A 14,889-nucleotide genomic window follows, 5' to 3' on the forward strand; every position below is an offset into this window, starting at 1 on the left:
GGAAGGCACCACTTTCAGCATACGATTTCCGGCCCAGGCGCCGGAACCCGTCAGCCTGAACTGAACGCCGGTTAAACCGTTTAGCGGTTCGGCGCTTCAGGGTTCATCGTAATCTTCAGCCACGGTCAACGAATGAGAATAACCCAGAACCTCAGAACGCCTACAATATCGATGTTAACCTTTAAGGAGGCCTCGAGATGAGTAAAAAAGTATTGATTGTGGACGACGATCCCGATGTAAGATTGTTTAATGCCACTGTCGTGGAAGAGAGCGGCTATACGCCCATCGAAGCGGCCAACGGGGAAGAGGGGTTGAAAGTCGTCAAAAAGGATCGGCCGGATCTGGTGATCCTGGATGTACTGATGCCCAAACAGAGCGGCATTCGCCTCTATCGAGAGTTGAAGACGGATAAGTCTCTGATCGGTATTCCCGTGATCATGCTGTCCGGAGTGGCCAAACGCACCTTTCTGCGATCCCAAAAGGCGCTCACGGAATTCGGGGACAAGCCGGTGCCCGAACCGGAAAACTATCTGGAAAAGCCTGTCGAACCTGAAGAACTGGCTCGTGAAATCAAGAAACTGTTGGGTTAGCGTTCCGGCAACCGGGATCCGCAATGATCGTCATAGCTGGCAAGGATGAGATAACATGGAGATAAAAAAACTGTTGTTTGTCACCCGTTTTGACAACCTTCGGTTCGATGCCCTGCAGTCCCTGATGGACTTGAAGAAATCTGCGCTCAACCACGTGGTGTTCCTGAATGTCATCGAGCGTGACAAGGTGGCCATGCGGCGGGGTAAGGGCTACGAAAAAAGCGCCGAAATCAGACTCCGGGAAAAGGCCAACATCCGGTTTATCGATTGGGCGGAAACGCTTTTCGAACAGGGTATGGAGGTGGGCGTTTATATCGTCGTCGGCAGTTTCGCCGGCCAGGTGATCCAGGCTGCCGAGAAGGAATCCGTGGATCTGATCGTCCTGAGCCCTGAAAAAAAGGGGCGCCTCGAGCAGCTCTATTCCGGATCCGACATCACCGAAATCGTTCATCGTTCCGCCACCCCCGTACTGGTCTATAAATATCTCGCCCAGAAGGGGCCCCTGGCGGAAAATCCATTTGAAAAACCCCTGCTGGCCACCAACTGGTCCGAGGCCAGCCAGCGGGCCATCGACTATCTGAAGTCGCTCAAAGCGGTAATCCGCGAAGTCGATGTGGTCCATGTGGCCAGCGAAAAAGACCTAAAGGAAACCTCGGCCATGGGCATCCAGAAGACCCGCAAGGAGAGCCGCCAAAAACTGGACGCCCTGTGCGACGACCTTGAAGATTTCGGCATAACGGCTAAACCCCACGTCTATATCGGGGATACCGTCGCGGAGATCGACAAAGCCGCCAGAGAGTGCCAGTCTTCCATGATTATTGCCGGTTCCCCGCGCAAACGCCTGTGGAAGGACCGGTGGGGAACAAGTATCAGCAAAGGGCTGGCTGAACGATCAATTTTCCCGATCCTGCTCATTCCTCCCAAAGAGGGGTAGTGGCCGGCACGGCAGTGTAAGACGATCCTAACCCGCAACGAGATTGAGGAGGCACCCATGGCGGTCATCACTATTTCGAGGCAGTTCGGCGCAGGCGGTATCACCCTTGGCAAAAAAATCGCTGAGTCCCTGGGCTATACCTTTGCCGACAGCGACATACTTCAGCGTGTGGCCAAGGAGGCCAATGTTTCCACCCACTGGGTTGAATCCTTTGAAAAGGAGGCCGGCAGCAAACTTTCCAGATTGATTTCCAGCATGGTTTCCAAGCGCTGGCTGGACCGGGTGCTCGCCGATGAGCGCGGCTATCTGGACGAACAGATTTATCTGGACTACCTGGTGCTGATCATTGCCCAGTTTGCCGATGAAGGCGATGTGGTCATCCTTGGCCGGGGCAGCCAATACATTCTCAACGACCATCCCGATGCCGTCCACATCCTGCTGGTGAATGAATTTGAAAACCGGGTGAATTTCATGATGGACCGCTATGAAATATCTCGAAAGAAGGCTGAACGAACGGTGGTCAACGAAGATCGGCGACGGGTGAGCCTATATAAACGGCTGGGCAAAAGCGACTATGAAAACCCGCAATTATACCACATGGTTTTGAACATGGGGCGGCTGGATCTTGAAACGGCCAGCGACATGGTCTGCAAGCTGGTGGGGCTCAAGCTGGCATTGAACCCGGCATGATCAGTCTCGACGTCTGATCTGGCGAAACCACCGCACGGTGAATGCCAACCGGCGTCCCGGGTCATCGTCCTCACCAAGCAAAGCTGGTAAACGGCTTTGCTTTTCGTTTTTAAGGCAACGTCATTATTGACATTTATGAACGATTACACTACTGCTGGCCTGCCTAAACGCCAGCGGTCACATTATGTCGAAAGGCCGGACGCCAAAAAGAAAACAGCTTCAATGCTAAGCGTTGGTTAACCGGAAAAAAGGAGTTTGCCATTCATATCTTTCGCGCCATCAACCAGATGCGACGATTCTCGGTTGATCTGCGCCGATCGGGCAAGACCATTGCCTTTGTACCCACCATGGGGTTCTTACACCAGGGTCACCTCTCCCTCATGGAAAAAGGCAAATCATTGGCAGACCGTTTGGTGGTGAGCCTCTTCGTTAACCCCACCCAGTTTGGCCCTAACGAAGACCTGGCGGCATACCCCATGGACGAAGCGCGGGATCTGGAACTGACCCAAAAAGCCGGTGTTGACGCGGTTTTCATTCCCGACGTGCAGCATATTTATCCCTCTGGATATCAGACGGTTGTATCCCTGAAGTTCCTGTCCGGACACCTTTGCGGCCTTTCACGCCCGGGCCATTTCGACGGTGTCGCCACAGTGGTCACCAAGCTGCTGGGCATTGTCAGACCGCACCTGGCCGTTTTCGGGGAAAAGGACTTTCAGCAGCTGGCAATTATCCGACAGATGGTTAAGGATTTGGAGATGGACATCGACATCGTCGGGGCACCCATCGTCCGGGAAGCCGACGGCCTTGCGATGAGTTCCAGAAATATGTATCTTACGGGCGACCAACGGCAGCAGGCCACCTGCCTTTTCCAGGCCCTGACGGCATCCCGGCAGCTGGTGAAAAATGGAGAGTCCAGCGTCGAAGCCATCACCCGGACCGCTGCTTCGACGATCAGCGCGGTTCCCGAGACAACGATCGACTACATCACCATCTGCGACCCTCAGACCTTGGAGGATGTGTCGTTTGTCAGCGGTCCGGTGCTCATGGCCATGGCGGTAAAGGTTGGAAAACCGCGACTTATCGACAACATGATGCTTACCCCGTGATCCATAGCGGAATAATTATTTTAACAAAGGAGACCATGTATGACCAACAAATTTCTATTCACCTCCGAATCGGTAACCGAAGGCCATCCGGACAAAGTGGCCGATGCCATATCCGACGCGATACTCGATGCCATCATGGCCCAGGACAAAGGCTGCCGTGTGGCCTGCGAAACCCTGGTCACCACCGGTTTGGCCTTTATCGCCGGCGAAATTACCACCGAGTGTTACGTGGATATGCCCCAGATCGTCCGGGAAACCATCAAGGACATCGGCTACCACTCCTCTCAGATGGGTTTCGACTGGCGCACCTGCTCGGTCATCACCAGCATCGACCACCAGAGCCCGGATATCGCCCAGGGTGTGAACCAGGGCGTAGGCCTCTACAAGGACCAGGGTGCCGGTGATCAGGGGCTGATGTTCGGGTTTGCAGCGGACGAGACCCCGGAGTTGATGCCCATGCCAATCATGTATGCCCACAAGCTGACCCGCCGCCTGACCCAGGTCAGGAAAAACGGGGCGCTGGACTTTCTGAGGCCGGACGGCAAATCCCAGGTTACCATCGAATATCACGACGGTCAGCCCAAGCGGGTGGACACCATCGTGGTTTCCAGCCAGCACAAACCGGACGTCACCCATGAAGACCTGCGTGAAGCCATCATCGAGGAAGTGATTAAAAAGGTCATCCCGGCCGGGATGATTGACGGGGACACCCGTTATTTCATCAACCCTACCGGACGGTTCGTGGTGGGCGGTCCCATGGGTGACTGCGGGCTCACGGGTCGCAAGATCATTGTAGACACCTATGGGGGTCAGGGCAGCCACGGCGGCGGATGCTTTTCGGGCAAAGACCCCTCCAAGGTTGACCGCAGTGCCTCCTACATGGGGCGTCACGTGGCCAAGAACATCGTGGCCGCTGGCCTGGCTAAAAAATGTGAAGTCCAGATCGCCTACGCCATCGGCGTGGCCGAACCGGTGTCGGTGATGATTGACCTCATGCACACGGGCAAGGTGCCCAAGGAACGGGTGGAGGAGATCGTCAGGGAGGTCTTTGACCTGCGCCCCGCGGCGATCATCGAGTACCTCGATCTGCTGCGGCCCATCTATCGCAAAACGGCTGCGTACGGCCACTTCGGAAGGACCGAGCCTGAATTTTCCTGGGAACAGACCAACAAGGCGGAGATTATTCGAGAAAAGGCCGGCTTGTAATTGGCGAAACGACGATTATTGTATAACACATCTCAAAAATAGTCTAAGTGCCCACGGCGGCGTTATGAAACGACTCAACATGCTCACATACTACCTGTATGCTGCGCTTTTTCGCCGTTTCATGCCTTGCCCTGAACCCTGATCCTTATTCTTGAGATAGGTTCTATTCGGATCAGATAAAGGGGGCCAGTGGCCCCCACCATTTACGGAGGAACACGCATGACACTTGCCAAAAACGTGGTGGCGATCGATGGCCCGCCAGCCTACGATCCGTCGCTGCCCTATAGAATCGCCGACCTGGCCCATGCCGACTTCGGTGACAAGGAGATGCAACTGGCCGAAAACGAAATGCCCGGGTTGATGGCCGTTCGTGAAAAATACGGCCCACAGCAGCCGCTCAAAGGCCTGAAGGTTACCGGCAGCCTGCACATGACCATCCAGACCGCCATGCTCATCGACACCCTGAAGATTCTCGGCGCCGACATCCGCTGGGCTTCTTGCAACATCTTTTCCACCCAGGACCATGCGGCTGCGGCCATCGCCCGCAAGGGGTCGGCATCCGTTTTCGCCTGGAAAGGCGAAAGCCTGGAAGAATACTGGTGGTGCACCGAACAGGCGCTGGTATGGCCGGACGGCAGTGGACCGGACCTGATCGTGGACGACGGCGGCGACGCCACCATGTTCGTCCACCAGGGGGTGGCGGTGGAAAAGGATCCGTCCCTGCTGGACAAAGCATACGATTCCGATGATATGCGATTGTTGATGGCCCGACTGAAAGCCGGCTATGCCAATGATTCCGGTTTCTGGACCCGTATCGCTGCATCGATCAAGGGGGTTTCCGAAGAGACCACCACGGGTGTCCATCGGCTCTACCAGCTGGCCCAGCGCGGCGAGCTGCTCTTTCCGGCCTTCAACGTCAACGATTCGGTCACCAAGTCCAAATTCGACAACCTGTACGGTTGCCGCGAATCCCTGGTCGACGGCATCAAGCGTGCCACGGACGTTATGATGGCCGGCAAGGTGGTGGTGGTCTGCGGCTACGGCGACGTGGGCAAGGGCTGCGCCCATTCCATGCGCGGCTACGGATCCCGCGTGCTGGTGACAGAGGTCGATCCCATCTGCGCCCTGCAGGCGGCCATGGAAGGTTTCGAAGTGACCACCATTGAAGACGCCGCGCCCCTGGGCGACATCTTCGTGACCGCCACCGGCTGCTACCAGGTGATCACCGGGGCGCATATGGAGCAGATGAAAAACGAGGCCATCGTTTGCAACATCGGCCACTTCGACAACGAGATCGAGATGGGCTACCTGGAAAAGCGCGCCGATTGTAAGAAAACGCCCATCAAGCCTCAGGTGGACAAGTGGACCCTTAAATCCGGCAGGTCCATCATCGTCCTCGCCGAAGGGCGGCTGGTGAATCTGGGATGTGGCACCGGCCACCCCAGCTTTGTCATGAGCAACAGCTTCACCAACCAGTGCCTGGCCCAGATCGAACTGGCCGCAGGCGGCTACGAAAGAAAAGTTTACACCCTGCCGAAAAAGCTGGACGAAGAGGTAGCCCGGCTCCACCTGGCCCGACTGGGGGCGAAACTGAGCACGCTCACCCCGGTTCAAGCCGACTATCTGGGTGTCTCCGTGCAAGGTCCCTTCAAACCGGACCACTACCGCTACTGATAAAAAGGGGCAGGGGTAATATACCCCTGCCCCGTCGGTATGCCTATTCGATATGCACCCGTTGTGGTCAATTCTGAGCGGTCGATCGCATCCCTTCCAGCGTCTCAAACCCACGTTCGACGCTTTTGGCTTCATCCGGCGTGGCCGCTATACCTCGGGCCTTGTTCAGCATCTCAACCCCCCCATCAATATCGCCCCGATGACCCTGAACCAAAGCAAGACCGACATAGGCCGGGGCATACCCATCGTCCAGGCTTTTTGCCCGAACAAACTCGGCATTGGCGGCATCGATTTTGCCGCGTGTTAAAAGGCTGTGCCCATTTTTTACATGCTGTGCCGGCGTATCCAACGCCGGTCGGAGGAAAATGGTATCCGGACCGCAGGCCACAACAAGAACCAAAGAAAAAACCAACAAAGCAAGATAGTTGCGTTGGGCCATGGTGCCTCCTCATTCGCCGATTAGCGGCATTTCATAGATAGTGCAATCACGATTACTGACTAGCCTCCGCATCCATGACGATGCTCACCCGGCAGGCTTTTAGAAAATTCAAGTGAACCACCGAACTTCGCAACCGCGCCCCATCGGCGCTAGAGACGACCAGGTCCGTCTTTCCCGTGGACCGGGTTCTGACAGCCTTGACAACCAGAGGCCGCGGTCCCACCCGTTTGTCGCTACGGGCAGCAGCCAATGTCGTGGCAAAGCCGCTCATTCCCCGGGATACGGCAAATTCGCGGCTGACAAAGGCCGGTCCGTACACCACATCTTCCGACTCATCGACGACCAACGGCACCAGGGAAGGCTTTGCACCGATACCGGTGGCATCGATGATCAGCCCTGTATAAGCGCCGCCATCGCTTCGCGCAACCGTTTTTACAGGCTGATCCGCATCCGTTTCGGCCGCCGTCATGGTAACCACCGAGTCCACCTGGCGAATTTCTTCGGGCAGCACGAATTGGCTGAACCCGCCGGTCAGATTCATGGTCAATTCTATTTCCACGGTGCCGTCGGATAAATATTCCTGGCGGGTGAGGGACGCATTTCGGGCAAGTGAGATCAAGCCGTCTCGAAAGTCGGTGCTTTGGGCCATGTGGTCCGCTATCCGTGAAACGGAATTGATGGGAATGACGCTTGCGGATTCAATCAGGTTGGACTGAGCCGTCCGCCGGGCGGCATCAAGCATGTCCGATGGTAAATCCGGCGACTCGCCAACATGAATGGTGGCGGGGGCAGCAACTCCGCGCACCCTTATGGTTCCGGCACTCCAGTCGATGCAACCCGTGTTCAAGACTTGAACCAGTGGTCCGTCGGCCACACCGGGTGCGGCTAAGGGCAACACGAGTAGCAAGGAGAGCGACAGGATGTGAAGAAAGGTAAATTTTACTTTCAATTCTTGATAGTTAACCCTATGCTATTGACCCACGTGAATTATATATTGTAAGAATTTGGATAAGTCAACCAATGACCCCTTTTGCGGGTATTCCATACAGGGAAAGAGGATTTGAGGCAAAATTGAAAATTTCGTCGGCGCCTTGGGCAGAAAAACCATTCGATCCGCCAACCGGCTGATGGATCTGTGTGCGCTGACCTACCGGCTGACCGCCATCGCTTTCCCGCTGCCTCGCACCGGTCGAGCCCTGATCAAGCGGGTGATTGTGGAACAAGTCCACTTTACCGCGGTTCAGGCCCTCCCCGTGATCATTCCCGTGGCCTTGATCACCGGCAGCATGCTGATCGTTCAGTTTTCCCAGTTGTCGGGTCAGGTGGATCTGGGAAAACTGGTGGTGCTGCTGGTGTTGCGGGAAATTGGCCCTCTGGTAACCGCCATTATCGTGATCCTGCGTTCTGCGACGGCGGTTACCATCGAGATGTCTTATATGCGTGTCCTCCATGAGATCGACGCACTGGAAATGGCTGGCATCGACCCCCTTCACACCGTCTGCTTTCCCCGTCTGGTTGGGATCACCACAGCCATCGTCAGCCTGATTCTGGTTTTCGATCTCTTGGCGATCATCGGCGGTTATGTCATCGTCAGTGGCACCACCACGCTGCCCGTGGAAGGATTTTTCCAGCAAATAGCCAAAGGGGTTGTCGGTGCCGATATTGCTGTTGGATTATTGAAGGGCCTCTTTTTCGGAGTCACGATCACCGTGACCTGCCTTTACCACGGACTCGCCCGTAAAAACCAGATCACTCAGGTGCCGGTGGCTACCTCCAAAGCTGCCGTGGACTGCTTTTTCTACTGTCTGGTGATCAATATTTTTATCTCATTTGTTTTTTACGTATAAATGGAATCGGCCCCGACATCGATCATTGACATCAAGGACCTGGCACTGGTGTCGCCAGGTATACCCAGGCACGATGACGCGCACTCGCTGACCGTTGCCCATGGTGACGTGATCACCGTCGTCACCGACTCGCCTGCGGAGGGTCGGCATCTGCTGCGTATTCTGGCCACACTGGATCGGCCGGTACGGGGAGAATACCGTTTCAATGGAAAAATGGTGGATCTGAATGATTATCGGGAGTGTCTGGCCGTCAAACGCCAGATTGGTTATGTGGCCCCCGACGCGGCCATGCTCAGCAACCGAACCCTCCGGGAAAACCTTCTTATATCGAGGATTTACTCTGAAAACGACTTGACCATTGATATGGACAACACCATGGATTCCCTCTGTAAAGGTGCGGGTCTATCCCGGATGCTCAACCGGCGGCCATCCGTATTAAGCGACAGGGAGTTGCTGAAGGCCATCGCCATCCGGGAAATGTGCAAATCACCGGCGGTGATGCTGATCGACAGACCTGAAAATTTCATGTAAATTTCTGAAAATAATAGCATTTTGAACCATCTTAGAAATATGGTAGGCTCCGGAACAGGGGTGGTTTTTGTTTCCCACAATTCTGAAATGAACGGTTTTGCGAACCGACAGCTGACTGTGGCCGGTGGAGAGATACGGACAAGGTTCGATTAACGATTATAGAAAGGCCACCGTCAGACAGGTGACGATCTGATGCAAACCACCTATTCAAGCGCCGAAAAGAGCGTCGGTCTCTTTGTCATCGGCTCGGAATATATCTCCATCGTCCCCGGTGCACCGAACACCCCGAAAATTCCTGTCGGCGGCATGATCCCGTCCATTGAAAAGAAGTCCATTGCTGATATCCTCAAGGAGTTCGAAGTGGAAAAGAAAGCCATGCTGGCCGTCCGGACGATCCAGGAAGTCGCTGACCTGATGATCCTCATTAAAGAACCGCATGGCCCGTTGATGACTACGTTGGCCAACATCGAAAAAACGTCCACCCATCTGGCACAGATCACCGGCAGTATCGGGCAGGGCCAGGGGTCGTTGGGATCTTTGGTGGCTTCCCGGGAACTGGTTGACGGGGTTCTGTCAAACCTGGAAAAGGTGAACGGCCTGCTGGATGATATGCGCGCAACCTCCACCAGGGGGCCGGTTTTATGGATCAGGTCAGCGACAATCTGGCCACGATCCAGACGGCCGGCACCGGGGTGGTGGAGAATGTACAGGCGCTGAAAGGCATTTTGGAAGAGGCCCGGGGATCCCTTGAAACCATTCAGGTTATTCTGGAAAACTTGAAACAGGGCAGCCAAGACATCCCCCGGGTAACGATAACCGCCAGGGAAGGCATCCGGGAAATCCGTGAGGGTGTGGCGGATATCGATCGGGTGGTGCAGAGTCTGCAACGCAATATTATCATTCGCTCCAACCTGCCCGACGAACCCCTGTCGATGGACACCGATGCCGGAATCCGGCCCTGAGCGACCATGCCGGGAACCACTATAACTGGTCTAAGAGGGCGCTGATCCGTTGGCTCGCGGTCATCCCGGTTTGCCACGCCTCGGGAATGGCCACCATTCCGTGGGCGGCGCCCAGAACCATACCCGCGATCATTCCCCGTGCCGACGAATCCCCGCCGGCCATTACATTTTCCACCATGGCCGTCTTGAAATCGTCGGCATAGCGGGAGATCAGGTGAACCGCTCCGGGCAGGCCGGCCTCCACGCTGCACATTTGACCGAATTCGGCGATGGTTTCCCGGGTATCGCGATCGCGGCTCTCCAATCCCATGGTGATCAACGATGCAATTGAACTGTCGGAAAAATGGGTGTCCAGGGTGGCCTGAAGGGCTGCCTGGGGTGGCTGCCCGCCGAGTACGGCAAAGACGGTGCGGGCAAAAAAATCGGCACTTGAAAGCCCCCGGTCATTGTTGTGGGTGATGCGGGTCTGTGCACGGGCAGCACCGACCAACTGCTCCAGATTGCCATGATAGACAGACACCAACGCCGCCAGGCGTGAGGCCCCCGCCAGGTCGTCCGAATCCGAGGCGCTTTCGGTCAGGTCTTTGCCGGCATCCATATTCTTCAGGGTCGTTTTGGTGGCCTTGTCGAAATAACCGCCGTAGTCGGCAAAAAAGGTGCGCCACATGTCAGCAAACCGATTGGCATCAAACCCGCTGCCGCTCATCGATTCCAGCAGCACCATCATCTGGTCCCCGTAGTGAGTGAAATCTCCGGCTTTCTTGCCCGTGTGGTAGGAGGTCATTGGATCGTAATAGTGCTCCACCCGACCCAATTTCTTGTCGATCACGTCAGTGTTGTACACCCAGTGTACACCCAGGGACAGCGCATCGGCTACAAACGCACCGATGACTGCTGCTTTGATTCGATTGTCTGTCATCTGTTCCTCCGCTTCTCGGTTGGCCTTGGTTTAGGCCATACTATAAGCCACGCATCGCTGATTTTCAAATCAGAAGTCCGAAAGTGCCGTCTGTGGCAACCAGGGCTACGGCATATCCGTGCGAGAAACAGGCGTCATAAACGATTCTGTCTCGAAATGCCCAACACCTCCCGGCAGTAGCGGACGCTGCGCCGAATGGCGTCTATCTCCATGTCCAGGGCCCTCTGCATGTTGTCCAACGGCGTTTCCAGCTCGGTTTCGATGTTGATCCGGTCCATGCAAGAGCGATCCCGGAACAGCTCGTAGGCCCGGCGCATGTCGATGTCTCCCTCTCCCACGGCAGTGCCCACCAGCTTGAACCCCCAGCGTTGGAATTCAATGCGGTCATCCCGAAAATGGTTGGTAAACGCACGGGGCGTCAGACGTTCGATGGCGGCCATGGGGTCTTCGGTGACGTGCAGGCCGTTGACCGTATCGATGCAGGCCCCCACCACCGGGCTGTCCACCCGGGCCAGCAGCCAGAGGATCTCTTCGGAAAAGCAGTCGCAATGGTTCTCCACGGCCAGACGGATGCCGTGCTCGGCGGCCATTGGCGCCGCAGTTTTCAGCAGATTCCCAACCGCTTCCAGCTGTCCGATAACCTGGGGGTGAAACCGGCTGGCGGCCAGGGGCCGGGGGCGGCGCAGGTCCATGCTCATTTTGACAATGTCCGCGCCTAAATTGCGGGCGGTTTCGATGGCTGCGGATAAATCGTGCTGGATACCGATGCCGAATCCGCCCCGATCCAATGAAAAATTGTACTCCAGGTAGAGCCCGGCATCCTTGGCCGCCGCTCCCACCTCTCGCAGGTATCTCGGGGTCAGATGTTCAAGTACCCCGTCATCCAGGTGGACCCCCTCCAGATCCAGATCCACCAGCAGGTCAAAGAGCTGGAAGGTCGAGAGCTGCCTGGGCCAGGGGCAGGTGAAACCCGCCCATGCCTGGCCGATGCCGTGCAGATTCAGGCTGTAGGTGTGGAGGCCAAGCTTCATTTTCTCCTCAATGGTCTTGTTTCAAGGGTAGTAAATCGGATTGCTGACAGCATTCCTACCGCATTACCATGCAGATCGCAACGGTGGTTTAACCTTCAGTAATTCTTATTAGAAAAACCAGGCGGAGCAACAATCGCTACTTTAGGTCAAAAGAGCCCTTCATTGACAAAGCCGGCCCTTTTGACTATGGTGCCCTGTATATCATAATTCAATAAGGCTTTCATTCTCACACCCCCGTTTTGTATATTGGCACATACGGTGTCTGTCCATCACGTTGCCTTCAATGGGAACGCAATCTGGGACGTAACCGATGACGCCCCATGGCGGATTTGTTTTTCTGGGGCAGGGATTGTCACTTCTTTTCAATCTCACCATTAATACCAGCCTGTTTTGATGAATTGGGCGTTTATTGATCTTACCTACGAAGGAGGAGAAAGACATGAATCAAAAGGAGAAAATCCATCCAGCGATTACGGAATTTAAAGACCAGATGGACAAGGGAAAACTATCCCGTCGGGAATTTATTCGGTACAGTGCACTTCTTGGCCTCAGCGTGACTGCCGCCGGCCAGATTGCAGGACTCATGTTGCCGGAAAAGGCGGTCGCCGCTCAACAAAAAATGGGCGGGGTCCTGAAATATGCTATGCAGGTGCAGGAAATGGCCGATCCAGCCACCTATTCATGGACTCAGAAATCTATCGTTTCCAGGCATATTGTCGAATATCTGGTGATCACCGGGCCGGATAATATTACCAGACCCGGTCTGGCAGAGAGCTGGGAGGCATCTGATGATCTGAAAACCTGGACCTTCCACCTTCGTAAAGGGGTCAAATGGTCAAACGGCGATGACTTTATTGCAGATGATGTTGTATTTAACTTTACCCGTTGGCTTGACCCCAAAACCGGATCGTCCAACATGGGACTGTTTAACGCCATGATCGAAGAGACCGGCGAGAAAGATAAAAAAGGCAACCCTGTCAAGCGCATGATCAAAAATGCGGTGGAAAAAGTAGACGATCATACGGTAAGGCTGAATCTGAAATCAGCGGTTCTGTCAATTCCTGAAAATCTTTACAATTATCCCACCGGCATTGTCCACCGCAATTTTGTAAAAGAGGGAGGGGATCTTACTAAAAACCCGGTAGGTACCGGACCCTACACGCTTTCTGAGTTTAAAGTCGGTGAGGTCGCCGTATTGAAAAAGCGCAAAGAACCCTATTGGGGCGGAGACGTCTTTCTCGATGAAATTCGTATCATTGACCTGGGTGAGGATGCCGGTGCTTATCTTGCTGCAATCGCTTCAAAACAGGTGGATGTACTCTACAACCTTGATTTGACAACCCTTGAAGCTGCCAAGAATATTCCGGGAATCAAGGTTGTCGAAATTCCATCTACACAAACCGGCGTTATCCGCATGAAGGGCACTAAAAAACCCTTTGATGACATTCGTGTGCGCAAGGCAGTTCAGAAATGTTGTGATGCCCAAAGAAATCTCGATATTGCCCACCAGGGTTTAGGAATTGTTGCCGAACACCATCATGTAGCCAGCATCCATCCCGAGTATTTTAAACTTCCGCCGTTTAAGCAGGACATTGCAGGCGCAAAAAAACTGCTTGCCGAAGCAGGGTATCCCGATGGCATTGAATTAACCTGCAACGGGGGGACCACCGATGGTGTCTGGGAACAGAATTCCGTTGCAGTACTCAAAGAAGATGCTGCTAAAGCCGGGATCAACATTATCATGAATGTAATGCCGATGGCGCAATATTGGGATGTCTGGACAAAGGCACCCTTGAGCCTCACCTCCTGGACCCACCGCCCTTTGGGTGTCATGGTACTCAGCCTTGCCTACCGTTCAGGTGTGCCCTGGAATGAATCCAGCTATAATAATCCTGCCTTTGATGCAGCCCTGGACGAAGCGGAAGCAGAATTGGATATTGAAGCCCGTCGGGCCAAGATGGAGAACGTTGAGAAAATCCTGCAGGAAGACGCTGTCATGGTACAACCTTTCTTCCGGTCTGTTTTCACGGCGATTTCAGATAACGTGGTTGGCTTTGAGATGGACCCGGTCAGATACTATCGCTTTCACAAGGTCTCTCTGGCTTGATTGAAACCAGTGTAATGTCTGGTAAGGGCTGTGTTTCGCCCTTACCAGACACAAAAGCCAAGTCGCAGAATTAAGGAGTCAAAATGATCTTGCTGCTTTTAAAGCGGATCGGTTTCATGCTTTTTACCATGGTTGTCGTATCCATTATTCTCTTCCTGCTTTTGGAAACAGGTCTTACCGGTGACCCTGCCACCCGTGTCCTGGGTAATTTTGCCAGTGATGAACAAAAAGAGATGTGGCGGGACCAGCATGGGTATAACCAGCCGACGGTGGTGCGCTATGCAAAATGGCTGGGTAATTTTGCCACGGGCAACCTTGGAACGTCCATACGCTACAAAGGCCCGGTAAAAGAAGTGCTCTTGCCGCGGTTATGGAATACCGCAATCTTAGGCTTCTGGACCTTTGCCATCATGATCCCTTTATCATTAATTCTAGGTGTCTTGTCAGGAATGAAGGAGGGTTCCATGCTGGATCGTACCATATCCGTTTTTGGCATTTTAACCACATCTGTACCGGAGTTTGCCAGCGCTGTATTTTTTTCAGCCCTTTTTGTTTTTGGTTTAAAGTGGTTGCCGGGAACCAGCAGCATGATAGGCTTGCCATGTGGGTCGTATGCTGAGAATCGTCAGGAACGATTCCAGTGTACTTTTCGTACTTCATTGAACTTTTTTTACTTCTTCGCGCCCATATCCAGTGCGCGCTGTCGTGATGTATTTGCTTCTAACGCCAGTTTGCCAGCATTCCAGTTAGGCATGGTTTCCGGCCAGCCGAACATGTGGGCGGTGAGCACTTCGCACAGCGCGTTTATATGGTCTTTATTATCGTTTAAGCAGGCTATGTAATTAAAATGTTC

The 14,889-nt window shown here is 54.4% G+C and carries 16 protein-coding genes; 12 read left to right on the forward strand and 4 right to left on the reverse strand.

Annotated features, from left to right (window positions below; translation table 11 throughout):
- Nucleotides 1-197: 197 nt before the first annotated feature.
- The 6 genes from QNK41_RS18545 to ahcY all read left to right on the forward strand — a co-directional run bounded on the left by QNK41_RS18545 (nucleotide 198) and on the right by ahcY (nucleotide 6,200).
- Complete coding sequence (locus tag QNK41_RS18545; protein ID WP_319259918.1) at nucleotides 198-590, forward strand: response regulator; 393 nt, start codon at nucleotides 198-200, stop codon at nucleotides 588-590.
- Nucleotides 591-645: 55 nt separating this feature from the next.
- Nucleotides 646-1,524 carry a universal stress protein gene (locus QNK41_RS18550; RefSeq protein WP_319259921.1) on the forward strand — a complete coding sequence of 293 codons (879 nt, stop codon included), beginning with the start codon at nucleotides 646-648 and terminating at the stop codon, nucleotides 1,522-1,524.
- A gap of 57 nt (nucleotides 1,525-1,581) precedes the next feature.
- On the forward strand, nucleotides 1,582-2,214 hold the full coding sequence (locus QNK41_RS18555) for a cytidylate kinase-like family protein (protein WP_319259924.1): 633 nt from the start codon (nucleotides 1,582-1,584) through the stop codon (nucleotides 2,212-2,214).
- A 266-nt stretch (nucleotides 2,215-2,480) separates the two neighbouring features.
- A complete protein-coding gene (gene panC, locus QNK41_RS18560; protein ID WP_319259956.1) occupies nucleotides 2,481-3,320 on the forward strand; it encodes a pantoate--beta-alanine ligase in 840 nt (279 codons plus the stop codon).
- A 39-nt stretch (nucleotides 3,321-3,359) separates the two neighbouring features.
- Complete coding sequence (metK, locus tag QNK41_RS18565) at nucleotides 3,360-4,526, forward strand: methionine adenosyltransferase (RefSeq protein WP_319259928.1); 1,167 nt, start codon at nucleotides 3,360-3,362, stop codon at nucleotides 4,524-4,526.
- Between the two features lie 219 nt (nucleotides 4,527-4,745).
- On the forward strand, nucleotides 4,746-6,200 hold the full coding sequence (gene ahcY / locus QNK41_RS18570; RefSeq protein ID WP_319259931.1) for an adenosylhomocysteinase: 1,455 nt from the start codon (nucleotides 4,746-4,748) through the stop codon (nucleotides 6,198-6,200).
- 67 nt (nucleotides 6,201-6,267) lie between these two features.
- Here the strand turns inward: ahcY and QNK41_RS18575 are convergent, their stop codons facing one another.
- Both QNK41_RS18575 and QNK41_RS18580 read right to left on the reverse strand, forming a co-directional pair.
- Complete coding sequence (locus QNK41_RS18575) at nucleotides 6,268-6,639, reverse strand: hypothetical protein (protein WP_319259934.1); 372 nt, start codon at nucleotides 6,637-6,639, stop codon at nucleotides 6,268-6,270.
- A 52-nt stretch (nucleotides 6,640-6,691) separates the two neighbouring features.
- A complete protein-coding gene (locus QNK41_RS18580; RefSeq protein ID WP_319259937.1) occupies nucleotides 6,692-7,588 on the reverse strand; it encodes a hypothetical protein in 897 nt (298 codons plus the stop codon).
- Nucleotides 7,589-7,730: 142 nt separating this feature from the next.
- On the opposite strand from QNK41_RS18580, the gene QNK41_RS18585 reads away from it, so the two are divergent.
- From QNK41_RS18585 to QNK41_RS18600, 4 genes are all read left to right on the forward strand, one after another.
- Nucleotides 7,731-8,486 (forward strand): ABC transporter permease, encoded by a 756-nt coding sequence (locus tag QNK41_RS18585; RefSeq protein ID WP_319259940.1) that lies wholly within the window; start codon nucleotides 7,731-7,733, stop codon nucleotides 8,484-8,486.
- Nucleotides 8,487-9,017 (forward strand): ATP-binding cassette domain-containing protein, encoded by a 531-nt coding sequence (locus QNK41_RS18590; protein WP_319259942.1) that lies wholly within the window; start codon nucleotides 8,487-8,489, stop codon nucleotides 9,015-9,017.
- Between the two features lie 192 nt (nucleotides 9,018-9,209).
- Complete coding sequence (locus QNK41_RS18595; protein WP_319259944.1) at nucleotides 9,210-9,734, forward strand: hypothetical protein; 525 nt, start codon at nucleotides 9,210-9,212, stop codon at nucleotides 9,732-9,734.
- Nucleotides 9,659-9,979: a hypothetical protein gene (locus QNK41_RS18600; RefSeq protein WP_319259946.1), complete on the forward strand. Its 321-nt coding sequence runs from the start codon at nucleotides 9,659-9,661 to the stop codon at nucleotides 9,977-9,979. Before QNK41_RS18595 ends, QNK41_RS18600 begins: the two co-directional genes overlap by 76 nt.
- 19 nt (nucleotides 9,980-9,998) lie before the next feature.
- On the opposite strand, the gene QNK41_RS18605 is transcribed toward QNK41_RS18600, so the two are convergent.
- Together QNK41_RS18605 and QNK41_RS18610 are read right to left on the reverse strand one after the other, a co-directional pair.
- The gene (locus tag QNK41_RS18605; protein WP_319259948.1) at nucleotides 9,999-10,898 is read right to left on the reverse strand and encodes an ADP-ribosylglycohydrolase family protein; all 900 of its coding nucleotides are present in this window, start codon (nucleotides 10,896-10,898) and stop codon (nucleotides 9,999-10,001) included.
- Between the two features lie 134 nt (nucleotides 10,899-11,032).
- Entirely contained in the window at nucleotides 11,033-11,929 is an 897-nt protein-coding gene (locus QNK41_RS18610) for a sugar phosphate isomerase/epimerase family protein (protein WP_319259950.1), read from the reverse strand.
- A gap of 439 nt (nucleotides 11,930-12,368) precedes the next feature.
- Between QNK41_RS18610 and QNK41_RS18615 the strand changes: the two genes are divergently transcribed.
- Both QNK41_RS18615 and QNK41_RS18620 read left to right on the forward strand, forming a co-directional pair.
- Nucleotides 12,369-14,036: an ABC transporter substrate-binding protein gene (locus tag QNK41_RS18615; protein ID WP_319259952.1), complete on the forward strand. Its 1,668-nt coding sequence runs from the start codon at nucleotides 12,369-12,371 to the stop codon at nucleotides 14,034-14,036.
- 83 nt (nucleotides 14,037-14,119) lie between these two features.
- Entirely contained in the window at nucleotides 14,120-14,878 is a 759-nt protein-coding gene (locus QNK41_RS18620; RefSeq protein ID WP_319259954.1) for an ABC transporter permease, read from the forward strand.
- The last annotated feature ends 11 nt before the right edge of the window (nucleotides 14,879-14,889 follow it).

This window comes from Desulfosarcina sp., assembly GCF_033791525.1.
GTDB lineage: Bacteria > Desulfobacterota > Desulfobacteria > Desulfobacterales > Desulfosarcinaceae > Desulfosarcina.

Coding starts and splice junctions, on each gene's coding strand:
- QNK41_RS18550 (WP_319259921.1), top strand. CDS start 646: ATGGAGATAAAAAAACTGTTGTTTGTCACCCGTTTTGACAACCTTCGG.
- ahcY (WP_319259931.1), top strand. CDS start 4,746: ATGACACTTGCCAAAAACGTGGTGGCGATCGATGGCCCGCCAGCCTAC.
- QNK41_RS18590 (WP_319259942.1), top strand. CDS start 8,487: ATGGAATCGGCCCCGACATCGATCATTGACATCAAGGACCTGGCACTG.
- QNK41_RS18615 (WP_319259952.1), top strand. CDS start 12,369: ATGAATCAAAAGGAGAAAATCCATCCAGCGATTACGGAATTTAAAGAC.
- QNK41_RS18575 (WP_319259934.1), bottom strand. CDS start 6,639: ATGGCCCAACGCAACTATCTTGCTTTGTTGGTTTTTTCTTTGGTTCTT.
- QNK41_RS18555 (WP_319259924.1), top strand. CDS start 1,582: ATGGCGGTCATCACTATTTCGAGGCAGTTCGGCGCAGGCGGTATCACC.
- QNK41_RS18545 (WP_319259918.1), top strand. CDS start 198: ATGAGTAAAAAAGTATTGATTGTGGACGACGATCCCGATGTAAGATTG.
- QNK41_RS18605 (WP_319259948.1), bottom strand. CDS start 10,898: ATGACAGACAATCGAATCAAAGCAGCAGTCATCGGTGCGTTTGTAGCC.
- QNK41_RS18620 (WP_319259954.1), top strand. CDS start 14,120: ATGATCTTGCTGCTTTTAAAGCGGATCGGTTTCATGCTTTTTACCATG.
- QNK41_RS18595 (WP_319259944.1), top strand. CDS start 9,210: ATGCAAACCACCTATTCAAGCGCCGAAAAGAGCGTCGGTCTCTTTGTC.
- QNK41_RS18610 (WP_319259950.1), bottom strand. CDS start 11,929: ATGAAGCTTGGCCTCCACACCTACAGCCTGAATCTGCACGGCATCGGC.
- metK (WP_319259928.1), top strand. CDS start 3,360: ATGACCAACAAATTTCTATTCACCTCCGAATCGGTAACCGAAGGCCAT.
- QNK41_RS18600 (WP_319259946.1), top strand. CDS start 9,659: ATGGATCAGGTCAGCGACAATCTGGCCACGATCCAGACGGCCGGCACC.